12 protein-coding genes are annotated in these 14675 nt (G+C 43.6%); 9 read left to right on the top strand and 3 right to left on the bottom strand.

Annotation, left to right across the window (positions count from 1 at the left end; genetic code table 11):
• The 5 genes from K245_RS0110580 to K245_RS0110560 form a co-directional block, all read left to right on the top strand.
• Positions 1-209, top strand: a 209-nt coding sequence (locus K245_RS0110580) for a transposase (protein ID WP_027359277.1), incomplete at its 5' end; no start/stop codon positions are given.
• Between the two features lie 550 nt (positions 210-759).
• Positions 760-1335 carry a TetR/AcrR family transcriptional regulator gene (locus K245_RS0110575; protein WP_051284030.1) on the top strand — a complete coding sequence of 192 codons (576 nt, stop codon included), beginning with the start codon at positions 760-762 and terminating at the stop codon, positions 1333-1335.
• Positions 1336-1422: 87 nt separating this feature from the next.
• Entirely contained in the window at positions 1423-1950 is a 528-nt protein-coding gene (locus K245_RS0110570; RefSeq protein ID WP_198013873.1) for an SCP2 sterol-binding domain-containing protein, read from the top strand.
• A gap of 24 nt (positions 1951-1974) precedes the next feature.
• Positions 1975-3159, top strand: coding sequence for an iron-containing alcohol dehydrogenase (locus tag K245_RS0110565; protein ID WP_027359274.1), 1185 nt, complete (start codon positions 1975-1977; stop codon positions 3157-3159).
• Between the two features lie 10 nt (positions 3160-3169).
• Positions 3170-5041: an aldehyde ferredoxin oxidoreductase family protein gene (locus K245_RS0110560; RefSeq protein WP_035276977.1), complete on the top strand. Its 1872-nt coding sequence runs from the start codon at positions 3170-3172 to the stop codon at positions 5039-5041.
• A 337-nt stretch (positions 5042-5378) separates the two neighbouring features.
• Here K245_RS0110560 and K245_RS0110555 read toward each other — a convergent pair whose 3' ends face one another.
• Both K245_RS0110555 and K245_RS0110545 read right to left on the bottom strand, forming a co-directional pair.
• The gene (locus K245_RS0110555; protein WP_027359272.1) at positions 5379-7295 is read right to left on the bottom strand and encodes a molybdopterin biosynthesis protein; all 1917 of its coding nucleotides are present in this window, start codon (positions 7293-7295) and stop codon (positions 5379-5381) included.
• 198 nt (positions 7296-7493) lie between these two features.
• Positions 7494-8729 (bottom strand): molybdopterin molybdotransferase MoeA, encoded by a 1236-nt coding sequence (locus tag K245_RS0110545; protein ID WP_027359270.1) that lies wholly within the window; start codon positions 8727-8729, stop codon positions 7494-7496.
• Positions 8730-8898: 169 nt separating this feature from the next.
• Between K245_RS0110545 and K245_RS0110540 the strand changes: the two genes are divergently transcribed.
• The 4 genes from K245_RS0110540 (at position 8899) to K245_RS0110525 (ending at position 13508) form a co-directional block, all read left to right on the top strand.
• Positions 8899-9738: a substrate-binding domain-containing protein gene (locus tag K245_RS0110540; RefSeq protein ID WP_027359269.1), complete on the top strand. Its 840-nt coding sequence runs from the start codon at positions 8899-8901 to the stop codon at positions 9736-9738.
• A 541-nt stretch (positions 9739-10279) separates the two neighbouring features.
• Entirely contained in the window at positions 10280-10969 is a 690-nt protein-coding gene (locus K245_RS0110535; protein WP_027359268.1) for an ABC transporter permease, read from the top strand.
• A complete protein-coding gene (locus tag K245_RS0110530) occupies positions 10966-11631 on the top strand; it encodes an ATP-binding cassette domain-containing protein (protein ID WP_156906767.1) in 666 nt (221 codons plus the stop codon). The genes K245_RS0110535 and K245_RS0110530 overlap by 4 nt, the downstream gene beginning before the upstream one ends.
• Positions 11632-11876: 245 nt before the next feature.
• Complete coding sequence (locus K245_RS0110525) at positions 11877-13508, top strand: aldehyde dehydrogenase family protein (RefSeq protein ID WP_084156213.1); 1632 nt, start codon at positions 11877-11879, stop codon at positions 13506-13508.
• A gap of 186 nt (positions 13509-13694) precedes the next feature.
• Here the strand turns inward: K245_RS0110525 and K245_RS0110520 are convergent, their stop codons facing one another.
• Positions 13695-14597, bottom strand: coding sequence for a 3-hydroxyacyl-CoA dehydrogenase (locus K245_RS0110520; protein WP_027359265.1), 903 nt, complete (start codon positions 14595-14597; stop codon positions 13695-13697).
• Positions 14598-14675 lie beyond the last annotated feature (78 nt).

Here is a 14675-nt window from a genome sequence, read left to right as displayed (position 1 = left end):
CTCAAGTAGTAGGCTTTATAAAGGGGAAGAGTGCAATAAGCATTGCAAGGAATTATGGTGGCCGGAAAAAGAATTTTACTGGTCAGAATTTTTGGGCAAGAGGCTATTATGTCTCGACAGTTGGCAAAGATGAGCTGGCGGTTCGAGAGTATATTAGAAAACAAGAATATGAGGACCGCAGAATTGAACAGTTAAGACTGTTTGATTAATCACCTTTAGGTGATCCCCATTTTTTACCGCTTTGAGCGGTTCAGAATTCCATGCCACCGGCTTTGCCGGTGGTCGGTGACTCAGAATTCTTTGTATAGTCATGAAAGGGGGCAAAATTAACGATTTTCTGTAGTATACGTACGTCCTTGCACGTACCACTTGCTTGATTCAGACTGTGCGCGGGAAAGTGCCATCCACCCTGCTTTTGCCTTATTTCAACAATATTGATGGAAAATGGGTCTTGTTAACATTGTTTAAATACAGTTATAATGTTCTATATTTAGTTTCCTGACTTTTTTCTTGAACGGCAACGCCGCAAAAACCTTCTTTCTTTCGCCTGTGTCAGAATTATGCCTGAAGCTTTTAATTTATTATTTCAGTTTGTTATTAATATGGTCACAGGATGTCAGATGAATTGGCAGGGATTTCAGGAATGGTTTATCTTAAAAAGGAATGTTGCTGTTTTTATTGGTTTATATGGTTGACAAAAAAAATGTCCTAAAGTAAATAAAAATAAATCGGCCAACCGGCTTAAAAAAGGAGATGGTTTTGAATGACCGAAAGCTAACCGCCAAACAGGCAAAAAGCAGACAGAAGATAATTGATGCCGCAAGCAGACTTATTGTTGAAAAAGGGATCGAAAATACGAGTCTTGCTGATATCGCAAGGGAAACGGACATCAGCAAGGGCACCCTTTATTATTATTATGCTTCAAAAGATGATCTGATATTTGATCTTACGGAGAGGCATATGAGCAGGATCACAAGTGATCTTCTAAATCTCATTGCAAACGGAACAGAAGGTGTTGACGCCACATCGACCCTTACAATTGTTTATGAAACCCTTGTGAATGCAGAAACAAGAAGCCGGCTGCATCTTTATCTTGTCAGGGAAGCGCTGACTGGCAATGAGATTCTGAGGAAAAGATTTCTAAGGAAGTATCAGCAATGGCAGTCAATGCTCGAAGACAGTATCCAGAAGCTCATACCTGGAATAACCAACGTAAAAATGAAGGCCCAGCTCATAATAGCAAGCATTGACGGATATATAATACAATCCATGCTTGGGAACACGGACGTTCCGCTTGCAGAGACAGCCGAGCTTTTGACTAAAAATAACCAGTAGTAGCCGGTTGATTGATAATGCGAAGTCTGCGGCCTCTGCTACAGGCTCAGAATGGCATCAACATTATATAAAAATAATGGAGAAAAAATGAAAAGTTATGAACCAGTTAATGCAGGGAGAAAATGGTTTAAGGAACTTGTTTCAAAAATTGTTTTTCTTGTGCTTGGAAGGGCATTTCAGTCTGCCGCAAAGTTTGATCCCCTGATAAGGCGGGAAGTCGCTGAATGGAGAGAAGGATTTGTGCTTGTAATGAGGGTGCTTCCGTCAGGGCCTGTAATGGTTATGGAAAAGTCAGGGGGGCTTATCAGGCACAAGGGAAGCAAACTTCCTGATTCTGCCGATGTTACCATCAATTTTAAAAACATTGAATGTGCCTTTCTTGTTCTTACTCCCCAGATGGGCGCTGCCCAGGCATTCGCTGAAAACAGGCTGAGTGTCGCAGGCGATTTGATGTACGCGATGGCGTTCACAAGGTGCCTAAATGTTCTTCTTACCTATCTTTATCCTTTAAGCTTCATCACAAAAAGGCTTTTGAAAAGAATTCCGCCCATGGATTTCCTTAAGTTCGGGCGAATTATCTATATTTACTGTCTTGGAATCCCGTTTGGCCTATAATCCTAAAATTAATAAGGAACAAAGATGCTGCCTTCATTTTATGAATTCTATAATCCTGTAAAAATTGTTTCAGGCCATAAGGCTCTCGATAATCTCCCTTACGAACTGGAACAGGCCGGAGCAAAAAGGCCAATTATCATTACCGATAAGGGTGTCGTGGGCGCTGGTCTTGTTGATCTTGTAGTTAGCGCTTTCGGAAGTTCGGATATGACAATCGGAGCCATATATGATGATGTTCCTCCTGACTCTTCAGTGGGCGTTGTTAATGATATTGTAAAGATTTACCGTCAGAACAAATGTGACTCGATTGTGGCTGTTGGCGGCGGGTCTCCAATTGATACGGCCAAGGGCGTCAATATAGTTATTACAGAAGAAGCGGATGATCTGATGAAATTCATGGGCGCTGAAATGCTCAAGAAGCCGATGAAGCCTCTTATAGTAATACCCACAACCTCAGGAACAGGAAGCGAGGTGACTCTTGTCGCTGTAATCTCTAATCCTGAAAAAAATGTTAAAATGGCTTTTGCGTCCAAGCATCTGCTTCCAAAGGCCGCAATTCTTGATCCGCGCATGACCCTTACCATGCCGCCGCACATAACGGCTGCAACAGGAATGGACGCTCTTACACACTCGGTGGAAGCTTATATATGCCTTCAGAAAAATCCTTTGAGTGATGTCCATGCAATAGCTGCCATAAATCTTGTCAGAAAAAATCTTATAAATGCCGTTAAAAACGGAAAAGATTCCGAAGCAAGACTCGCCATGGCAAATGCCGCATGTATGGCAGGAGCCGCTTTTTCAAACTCCATGGTTGGTATAGTTCATTCCCTGGGCCATGCGACAGGCGCTGTCTGCCATGTCCCTCACGGGCTTGCCATGTCAATTTTTCTTCCCCACTGCCTTGAATATAATATGTCCAAGTGTTCCGAAAATATCGGAGAACTTCTTCTGGCAGTAGCTGGGCCTGAGGAATATGTTAAAACAGCGTCCGCTGACCGTGCCGCTAAAACAGTAGAAGCAATAAGAAAGCTCCAGCGCGAACTTAACGAGATCTGCAAACTCCCAATGACCCTGAAGGATGCCGGAGTTCCAAAGGACAAACTTGGCCAGATTGCGCGAACCGCGATAAATGATGGGTCTGTTACCATGAATCCTGTTGAGATGGATTTCGATGATGCGCTCGGCATTTTGAAAAAAGCTTATGAATAAAGGGGCACATATGGAAGAAACTAAAAAGGATGTGATACTCGGGACTTCTAACAGAGTCCTTGAAGTGGATCTTACATCGAGAAAATATTCGGTTTACAATGTCAAGGAAGATGAAAGAAGGCTCTACCTGGGCGCAAAGGGGTTAGGCCTTAAGCTTCTTTTTGACAGGATGCAGCCCGGAGCTGATCCCCTGGGTTCAGATAACATGCTTGCAGTTATGCCCGGGGTTCTTCTTGGGACGGGAGGTCCTTGCTCCGGCCGTTTTCATGCCGTCTCAAAATCTCCCTTAACCGGACTTTTTTCATCTTCCTCATGCGGCGGACCATTTGGAATGCAGCTAAAGACAGCCGGATGGGACGGACTGATTCTGAAAGGTAAATCCGAAACTCCTGTCTGGCTTGAAATTGACAGCGACGGAATAACCTTTCATGATGCCTCTGAATTATGGGGACTTGATACAGAGGAAACCCAGAAAAAACTTTCCGCAAAAAAAGCCGGAGTAATGGCAATAGGCCCTGCCGGAGAGAACCTTGTAAAATACGCCAATATCGCTTCAGGTCACAGATTTCTTGGGCGCGGCGGTCTTGGCGCTGTCATGGGTTCCAAAAATGTCAAGGCTGTTGTTGCAAATGGCGGTAAATTCCAGATTCAGCCTGTTAACTCCAAAAAATTTGAAAAGGCTAAAAAGCGCGGGACAAAATATATCAACCAGAACGAGATGTCTTCATTCTTTCTGAGGAAATACGGAACTAACGCCAACGTCAATCTGAACAATTCGGCGGGGATTCTGCCTGTAAACAATTTTTCAAATGGTCGTGATGACAGGGCATATAAACTGTCCGGCGAAGTGATAAGCGAGGCTCATAACACCCAATATCATACTTGCAAACCATGCACTATTCTGTGCGGCCATAAAGGCGATTTCGGCGGCAAAAAGAGGGCTGTTCCTGAATTTGAAACAACAGCCCTGATGGGTTCCAATATCGGAATATTTGACCCCGAAATTATTGCTGAATGGAACGACATCTGCGGTAAAATGGGTATGGACACCATTTCCGCAGGTGGAACAATGGCCTGGGCAATGGAGGCTGCCGAAAAGGGCATATTTGACGCAGGCCTGAGATTTGGAGAAAAGGCAGGCATTGCGGAAATGCTCCATGATATTGGGTATGCAAGGGACAAGGGGCAGGAACTTGGCCTTGGCTCAAGGGCTCTTTCCGAAAAATACGGCGGAAAGGATTTTGCAATTCATGTCAAGGGACTTGAGATGGCAGCCTATGATCCTCGCGGAAGCTTTGGCCAGGGACTTGCCTATGCCGTTGCAAACAGGGGCGCCTGCCATCTTTCGGCTTATCTTGTCGCACTCGAGGTTTTTTTCGGTCTTCTGAGCCCGAAGAGTATCAGGGCAAAAGCCGAGTTCGTGAAATTCTTTGAAAGCCTTACAAATGGTATCAATTCATTGCAGACATGCCAGTTCACGATGTATTCCTATACGCTTGAGCCTCCGCTATCAAGGTTCACGCCTGATACCACGCTCGGAATACTCATGCAGAATATTCCCCAGCTTGCCATAGCTCTCATGGACTTCAGCCTTTATCCACAGCTTTGGAGCTCGGTCACAGGCATTAAAATGTCCAGTGCCGAGTTTCTGAAAGCTGGTGACAGGATTCAGGTTCTTGAAAGATATATGAATACAAGGGAAGGCGTTACACGGAAAGATGACACCCTGCCTCCGAGAATGCTGAAGGAAGGCAGACCATGTGACCCTGACAAACTTGTTGTTCCTCTGGAAAAACTTCTTGACCGGTATTACAGGCTCAGGGGATATGATTCAAACGGCATTCCAAAGGACGAGACCCTCAGGAACTTCGGTATAATATAGTATGTGATCAGGATTGATGGACTCACAAAAAGTCAAAAAAGGGATTCGAGGTCATGCCGGACTTGATCAGGTATCCAGTTATTTCAGATAGTTCTGGATTCCGGCCTGCGCCTGAATGACGGAAATCGGACTTTTTGCGACCTTGCCAAATATTGAAACCTAAAAACAAATCATTTTTGAGTTACATTTTTTGGGGGAACTTGTTGTAAAAAAGTTCCCCCAAATTACTAAAAAAGTTTATTGTTTTAATAACAGTCTATTATGCGTACCTGCCCCTCGCCCGAGACCATTCGAATCAATGCAATATTGATTTAGATTTGTAATAGACCTTCAGTCTTTATATAATTGTTCTTCCTGTCATGTCAGTGTCATACCCTCCAAGTTTCATGACTTCGGACTTGAATTCATCGGAGTTTATTATTTCCAGCACACTCTGAATCATATTCGAATTAAAATATTTCTCAGGAATGACAAGATCGTACTGTTCGTTTGTAACAGGGATGAAATCAAGATCAAGGGCATTTGCAGCCGCTCTTATTCCCATTCCGGCATCAGCGCGTCCGCTCATAACAGCGGCAGCAACCGCCATATGGGTGTATTCCTCGTTTTCGTAGCCTTTTATGCTGTTCGGAGCAATCGAAGCTCTTTTGATTTCGTAGTCAAGCAGCACCCTTGTTCCTGCGCCTGCCTGTCTGTTTATGAAAGTTATGTCATTTCTCGCAAGATCAGCTATGCCGGAAATATTCTTGGGATTTCCTTTCTTTATTATCAGCCCCTGCTGTCTTATGACCAGATTTATAACCTTGACTTCCGTGTCAGGCAGATATTTTTTTATACAGCTGATGTTGTACTCGCCTGTTTCTGTGTTAAGGAGATGGCTTCCTGCAATATGGCATGAATCTTTTCTTATTGCCGTAAGTCCACCCATGCTTCCGACATTGCTTGAAGACAGAGTGAACCCTGATTTTGCCCTGAGCATATCTGACAGAAGATCCAGCGTGTTGTCGTGGCTTCCGATTACAACCACTGTGCTGTTTATTTCTGATTCAGGTTTCAGGCGTTCAGCCATTATTTCCGCGTTTTCAGGGAAACCTTCGCAGTTTGAGGGAATTCTTATGATTCCGCTCGCCTGGGCTATTGATGTTATCTGTCCAGCTCCCCTTGGTAGTGGTGTAGCAATTATGTTTTCCCCAACCCTGCCCAGCTTGACCCTCACGAATTCCTCGACCCCAAGTTTTGAGCTTAGCTTTCTTGTTGGCTTTACTCTAATCGTAGGTCTTTCAGGATATGTTTTTCCCTGAAGTGAGTAGATAAGGGGAACGACAAAAGTCTCAAAGGAAAGTATCGCTGAAACCGGGTAACCTGGAATTCCGAAGAAGGGCTTGCCGTTTATGGAGGCTGCAAGAAGGGGTTTTCCTGGCATCATAGTGACTCCGTGAACAAGAGTCTCGCCAAGCTCTGATGCCGCGTGGTGGGCATAATCCTCTGAACCTGCCGATGATCCTCCTATGGTTAGAACGATATCAAAGCCATTTTTGTAAGCTTCTGTGACAGTTGCGCTGATTGATTCTAGTTTGTCTTTGACTATGCTGTGTCTTTCTGCCTTGGCACCTGCTTTTTCAGCGAGTCTGACAAGAACATGGGAATTGCATTCAAGTGCGTTTCCATTCAAAGGCATGTCCTGGGGTTGTAACTCAAAGTCTATGAGTTCGTTCCCTGTTGGAATCACAAGTATTTTTGGCTGTTTCCTGACCTTGATATCTGTTATGCCGCCTGTAATCAAGGCTGCGAGGCAATAAGGGGTTATCTCATGATTTGTTGGGAAAATGAGTTCGCCTGCAACAATGTCCTCTCCCATTTTTCTAACGTGCTGCCACGGAAAAGCAGGGGCTATGATCTCTATTCCCCCTTCGTCCGTATTGTTCAGATTCTCCATCATTATAACAGCATTGGTTTCTTCGGGAAGTTTATGGCCCGTGTTTATAAAAAAAGCGTCCACTCCCGGAGTAAGAATGACAGGGGAATGATCTGAAGCAGAGTATGCTTTTTCAGCGCTGACTGCGATCCCGTCCATTGCGGCGCTATGGCAGGACGGATGAGAATATTTAGCCCTTACCGGGCTTGCAAGTATTCTTCCTACGCTTTCAAGAACAGGAACGGTTTCTGATTCTTTAATCGTATATGGAAAGGATTCAAGGATTTTTGTCTTTGCTTCATCTATGCTCAGCATGTTCAGATAAATTTTTCTTTCCATAAGTATCCTTTCTTTAAAAAAATGATGGTCCAGCAAAAATTCAAAAAGGGTTTCAGTATCATGCCTGACTTGATCAGCATATGTGTATTTTCAGATGCTTGCGGATTAAGGCATAGGTTTTCACCGGGACAGACCCATCCATAATGACGGAAATCGTACTTTTTGCGGCCTTGGCAAATGGACTTAATTATGACTTCATCAATGCCCAAGCAGTGTCACAAAAACCTGACTGCCCTGTTTCAGTCCTTCGCAGTTTCTGTCTATTTCGATTATTCCGTCTGATTTGACAATTGTGAGCAATATCCCGGATTTTCCAATGACAGGTTCTGCAAGAACGCGGTCTTTTTCATATTTGAGCCTGACTCTGATAAAATCTGTTCTTCCGTTGGCAGAAGCCACATTTTTAGTCAGGATCGCAGGGATTTTTACTGATTCATCGTTTGCGAGTCCTTCGAGCCTGTTCAAAAATGGCCTTACGAGTGTGTGGAATACAATCATTGCCGATGCGACATGCCCCGGAAGTCCCCATATCTGCCTGTTTCCGGCTTTTCCAAGTATGACAGGCTTGCCCGGACTCATTGAAACCCCCTGTACCAGTATGTTGTCCATGGTGAGTTTCTTTATTATGTCAAGGGTATAATCCCTGGCTCCGATCGAGCTTCCTCCGGAAATAAGGAGCATGTCACATTGGGTGAGGCCATTTTCACAAGCTTTAAGGATTTCATCATAATCATCCCTGACAAGCCCTACGAAAACCGGGATTCCCCCGTTTCTGATTGTCATGTTCCAAAGAGTATGGGTGTTCACATCCCTGATTTTTCCGGATTCAGGCATGCACGATGCAGGTACTACTTCATCGCCTGTTGAAATTATTCCAACCACAGGTTTTTTAACTACTTCTATTTCTGTATGGCCGATTGCGGCCAGTATTCCGGCCTCCTGCGCCCTTAATCTGGTTCCTCCGGGTATAGCCAGATCTCCTGCCTTTATGTCGTCGCCCTTGTATATGATGTTGCTTCCGGGAGCAGCGGGCCTGAATACTTCAAGCATATCGGAGCCGATTATTTCAGCGTGTTCCAGCATTACAACTGCGTCGCTTCCTTTTGGGATCATGCCTCCTGTCTGTATTTTGGCGGCTTCTCCGTGTTTTATGGAGAATTCGGGAACACTGCCTGTCCGAACTGAGTCCTTGATATAAGCGAGACTTGAAGGGTTGCCTTCGGACGATCCGAATGTTGATGAACTTGTAACCGCAAATCCGTCTACTGTGGATTTGTCAAATGGCGGGATATTTTCATTGGAAAATATGTCGCTTGCAGTAACCCTTCCAAGGCAGTTTTCAAGACTTGCTTTTTCTGTTTCTCCTGGCTTGAAAAGACTTGAAAGCCCAAGAACATCTTTGATATTTGAGAGGGTTAGAAATTCTTTATGCATTTTATTATTCCGGCTATCTGAGACGCTACGTCATTAGATATGAATGCTTAGTTGCTTTGTTTTGCAGGTAAATGTTTTTGTTTAGTTGTTGAACTAATGTTTATCATCCTGTAATAAGAAAGAAAACATTTTTATAGGCGCTGACTATTTTTTTAAATCAGGAGGAATTATGAAATTGATGAAAAGATATGCCCTGGCTGTTCTGCTGGTTTTTATGTTTTTCAATTCTGCCTTGGCAGAGGAGAGGATAAAATGTTCTTCAACAACAAGCACCCAAAATTCAGGGTTTTTTGATTACCTACTGCCCATATTCGAGGCAAAGTCAGGTATTAAAGTCGATGTGATAGCCGCAGGAACCGGCGCGGCCATCGAACAGGGGAAACGGGGTGATGTGGATCTTGTTTTTGTTCACGCAAAAGAAGACGAATTGAAGGCTGTTGAAGAAGGTTTTTTCACAGACAGACATGATGTCATGTATAATGATTTCATAGTCGTGGGGCCAGCTGCAGATCCTGCCGGAATCAAAAAATCCGCGTCAGCCTCTGAAGCTTTGAAAAAAATAGCTGAATGCAAAGATGCCTGCCTTTTTGTCTCAAGAGGCGATGATTCCGGAACTCATAAAAAAGAGCTCAAGCTCTGGAAAAAAGCCGGTATAGATCCAAAGGGAATGAAATTTTATCTTGAGGCAGGCCAGGGCATGGAAAAGGTCCAGAGAATAGCAAGCGAGAAAAAAGCATATACGCTTACAGACAGAGGAACATGGCTTGCTGTAAAGGATAAGGACAAACTTGAGCTTGTGGCTCTTTATGAAAACGATCCGTCCCTTTTCAACCAGTATGGAGTAATGGCCGTAAGCAAAGCCAAAAATCCTTCGGTAAAATATGATCAGTCTATGAAATTCATAAACTGGATCATATCAAAGGAAGGCCAGGAAGCCATTGCTGGTTTTAAGGATAAAAACGGCGTCGTTCTTTTTAAGCCGAACGCAGGGACAGTTTCGGACAAGTAGGATTGCTGGTCTCGCATAAAGACCTGTTTCCATAATACCGGCTCATGGTGAAAACCGGGAGCCGGTATCCTGAAGTACCTTAAAAAAAAATTTGATTCCGGATCGAGTCCTTCATGATGCCACAGCAATTTTCCGGCTTTTCCGGAATTTTTTAGCTTTTATATCAGAATAGTTATTTGTGGCTCTGCCTGATTTTCAGTTAAGAAGTGCCTTTTATGGTTAATTTGCCATCAAAAAAGGGTGATGCGTAGGTTGGATTAGGACGCCCTTTGTCCGTAATCCGACGTTAAGCCGAGTGCCTCCGGCGAGGCTTTATAACCCAATAGACCAAAATCAGATGAAGCGTATTCGTTCGGCTGTTTTGAAGTTGATAGGGCGAGTGCCTCGGGCGGGTCGCTTTTTGTAAAAAGCTCCGCAAAAACTTTATGGTTTTGTTAGTAGGCAAAAAACTGATATTTTTAGAGTTTTAAAAATGTTAAGCCCACGAACTTTCAAATGTTACTGAGAATTGAGCATAACCACATAGTTATTTAAGTATATTATGGATAATTCACTAGTAAGGGCCTTAACTCTGCTTTCAGTAATGGACAGCAAGCTTATATCAATAATCTTTTTGTCCTTGAAGGTTTCATTTTCGGCACTCATAATAGCCTCGGCAATTGGCCTTCCTATTGCTGCGGTTCTTTCCATGAAGCGATTCCCGGTAAGAAATATCTCAATATCAATAATCAACGCTCTGATGGGGCTGCCTCCGGTTGTTGTTGGACTTGTTCTTTACATTCTCCTTTCAAGAAGAGGAATCTTGGGTTTTTTGGAGCTTTTGTACACTCCTTCAGCAATGATAATCGCCCAGACATTGATCGCCCTTCCCATCATAACGGGTCTTGGCCATTCGGCTATAACTGGAGTCGACAAGAATGTCAGGATGGCTGCCATTTCGCTTGGAGCAGACAAAACACAGCTTTTTTTTACAGTTATTGCTGAAGCAAGATACGGAATCATGTCAGCGATTGTTGCAGCTTTTGGCAGGCTGACTGCGGAAGTCGGGGCAATTCTTATTGTCGGTGGAAATATCGCAGGACTGACAAGGGTTATGACCTCTGCAATAGCTATGGAGACCGACAAAGGTAATTTTGATCTTGCAGTGGCTCTTGGGCTTGTTCTTATGGCAATTACCCTGATTATCAATTTTTTCATGCATCACATCCAGAAAAAAGGGGCGCGTTCATGAATATGGGAATGCGTCTCATGGCAAGTTCAATAACAAAATCCTACGGCACAAGGAATATAATTAATAACTGTTCATATTCGTTTGACGGTAATGCAGTTTACGTGATCATGGGGAACAATGGCGCAGGTAAATCGACTCTTCTTAGAATGTGTTCCTTGCTTGAGGCTCCTGACTCAGGAGAGATAATCTATATGCAAGGCGATTCTCCTGTCCCTCAAAATATTCATCTTAAAAGAAGAATAACAATGGTTCTGCCTGAAACCGGAGTGTTTAATTCTTCGGTATTTGATAATGTCGCCTATGGATTGAAAGTCAGGGGGATTTCCAGAAGAAATACTGAAATTGCGGTCAGAAATGCCCTCGATTTTGTTGGTCTTGGTGAAATACGCGGCCAGGCCGCTCTTTCGCTTTCAACAGGAGAAAAAAAAAGGCTCGGGATCGCAAGGGCGCTCGCTGTAAATCCGGAGGTTCTTTTTCTTGATGAGCCCACAGCATCTGTCGATCAGGACAATATTGAAATCATCGAAAGCATACTGCTTGAGCTGAAATCAAAGAAAGGCACCATGATCATAATCACAACCCATGACTCAGGCCACGCAGAAAAACTGGCTGATATCAGGTTGACGCTCGAAAATGGAAAATTGTCTGATTTGGGTGCCTGAGATTATGGTTTTTATGTTGCGAAGTCTTGTCATCTTTTTTCCGGCTAACCTTCAAGGCTTATAATTGTGCATTTGTATAATAATTATGAAGTAAAGTCTTAAGACGTTGCTTTTTCACTGAATAGTCTGCTATTGTTTTTATGGTAAATTAAGCCTTTTCAAGTTTTGCAGCACATCTTTTATATAATTAATTCCGGCCAAGTTCCATACATCAGCAAATATTGATTTAAAGACAGGAGGATAAAATGGCACCATCTGCTTATGCCCAGGCTCTAAATCCAGAACTATCTGAAAATATTAAAAAAACTCCAGAATTTCTCGGCCATGAGTCGATAAAAAAAGCAACAGGAGAGATTCTTGGCTTTTCTTCGCTTAATACTGTCGAAGAGCTTGAAGAAATAATGAAAAGGGCCAGGGCCGCCCAGATTGAATGGGCTAAAAAGCCTGTCAGGGAAAGAGCTGCCATCATAAGAAAGGCAAGCGCGTACATAACAAAAAATTGCGATGAACTGGCGCGCACAATTTCGGATGATAATGGCAAGACAAGGATTGATGCGGTAATTTCCGAGCTTATCCCTTCTGCCATGGCAGCTTCTTATTATTCTGGAAAGGCCAGGAAGTTTCTTAAGGATCGTTTTATTGTGCCAGGACATATTCTCCTTGCCAACAAAATCAGCCGAATCAGCCGTTTACCCTTTGGAGTCATAGGAATTATTTCTCCCTGGAACTATCCATTTGCCATTCCTTTTTCAGAAGTAGTGATGGGGCTTCTTGCAGGAAACGCGGTCATTCTTAAGACGGCTTCCGAAACCCAGATGGTCGGAAAAGCCTTGAAAGAGGTTTTTGAATCAATAGGATTGCCTCCCGATGTTTTCAGTTATGTGAACATGCCCGGTAAGATTGCAGGAGATGCTTTTCTTGCTGCAGGAGTAGACAAACTTTTCTTTACAGGTTCTGTTGGAGTCGGAAAATACCTCATGGGCAAGGCCGCAGAAACCCTTACGCCTGTCAGCCTTGAACTCGGCGGCAACGATGCCATGCTTGTCTGCGACGACGCTGATCTTGAAAGAGCTGCTGACGGAGCCATATGGGCAGGTTTTCAGAATGCTGGCCAGTCATGCGGAGGAGTCGAGCGAATTTATGTCCACTACAATGTATATTACAGATTCCTCGAGATTCTGAAAACAAAGACGGAAAGTCTCAGGGTCGGTTATGATACTGACTTTAACGTCGATATAGGTGTAATGACAACAGAGCGACAAATGAAGACAGTTGAAACCCATATAAATGACGCCCTTGAAAAAGGCGCAGTTATCCACGCAAAAGCCCACTTTGCTCAAGAGGGCAAATGGTGCAATCTCATTGCACCTGTGGTTCTCACGGAAGTAAATCACGATATGCTTGTGATGAAGGAAGAAACCTTTGGTCCTGTCCTTGGCGTCATGAGGGTCGACAGTATGGATGACGCGATAGCGCTCGCCAATGATTCGAGTCTCGGCTTGACAGGCTCTGTATGGTCAACTGATCGTAAAAAAGCAATCAGTCTTGCCAGAAGAATCAGGGCAGGGGCTGTTACTATAAATGATCATTTGATGAGCCACGGACTATCAGAAACACCCTGGGGCGGCTTAAAGGAATCGGGCATAGGAAGAACCCACGGAGAAATAGGCTTTCAGGAAATGACGGAACCCCAGGTTATTGTCGAAGACATCATGCCATTCGTAAAACGCAATATGTGGTGGCATCCGCATGATAAAAAGGTTTACAACGGTCTGAAAGGGCTTCTTGAAATGCTTTACAGTCAGAGTCTCATGACCAGACTGACAGGATCTGTGAAAATGTTGATGCTCTATATGAGAACATTCAAGAGAGATTAACTGAACAAAAAAAAATGGGGAACTTTTTGTAAAAGTTCCCCAGACCCCTCAAAAACTTTATGTTTTTGTTAATGACATGGTTAGGCGGCTCAATAATATCCCCTCAGCGTTTTTAAACCCGGAAAGTTTTTGCGGAGCTTTTTTCAAAAAGCGACCCGCTGGAGGCAAATTATGCTGCATTAAATTCTATTTACCGATGCTTTCCACAAACCCAGGGGTCGCGTACGCAGGATTCGGATATGAATAGAATCCTTTGCCAGTTTTTATTCCAAGCTCGTTTCTTTCCACATATTTTTTTAGGAAAGCCGCGTTTTTAAGATTTTGTTTGTCCTTGGTCTTTTGCGCCCAGTAATCCGTGATCTTGTAAACCGTCTCAATACCCACTGAATCAATGATGCCAAAAGGCCCTATAAATGAATGCATCATGTCCATCCAAGCTTTGTCAATGTCTTCCACAGACGTAACTTCGTTGGCGGCAAGCGTAAGCGCTGATGCAAGAAGCGCTGAAAACATGCTGTTGAACACATAGCCTATGTTTTCCTTTTTAAGAACGATCGGGATCATACCCGTATCTCTGGAGAATTTTTCGACTATTTCCACCATTTCAGGGGCTGTTCCCGGGTGAGGCATGACATCTACTATGCGGTCAGAACCTGGATTGTGATAATGGAGAGCAAGGAATCTTTCAGGCCTTCCAGTCTTGTCCGCAAACATTGAAGGAAGAAGGGTCGAAGTATTTGTCGTGAAAATTGTGTGTGCAGGGCAAAGGGTATGGAGCTGGTTGAAAATTTTTGCCTTAAGGCCAGGATCTTCAGGAACTGACTCGTTCACAAGATCCGCATTTTTTGCGGCTTCTTCAAGATTTGAAGTGTAACTGATTCTGGCAATGATGGAGTCTATGCTGGCGTCTTTTATGACACCTGTTTTCTGATATCTTGAGGCTGTCTTTTCCACAATTTTCTTGGTATTTGCAAGAATCTCGTCGTTTATGTCATATATAACCACATTAAAACCATACATGGCGCACTGTATGGAAATTTTCTGTCCCATTGTGCCGCCGCCAAGAATCAAAACGTTTTTGATGTCCATTTATGTTTTCCTTATAAATTTTTGAAATAATATTTTTGTAGGGTGCTCAAGCCGGAAGGCTTGCTCACCTTGATGTTT

It is taken from the genome of Desulforegula conservatrix Mb1Pa (genome assembly GCF_000426225.1).
Lineage (GTDB): Bacteria > Desulfobacterota > Desulfobacteria > Desulfobacterales > Desulforegulaceae > Desulforegula > Desulforegula conservatrix.
This window is presented reverse-complemented; position numbering and strand designations above follow the sequence as displayed.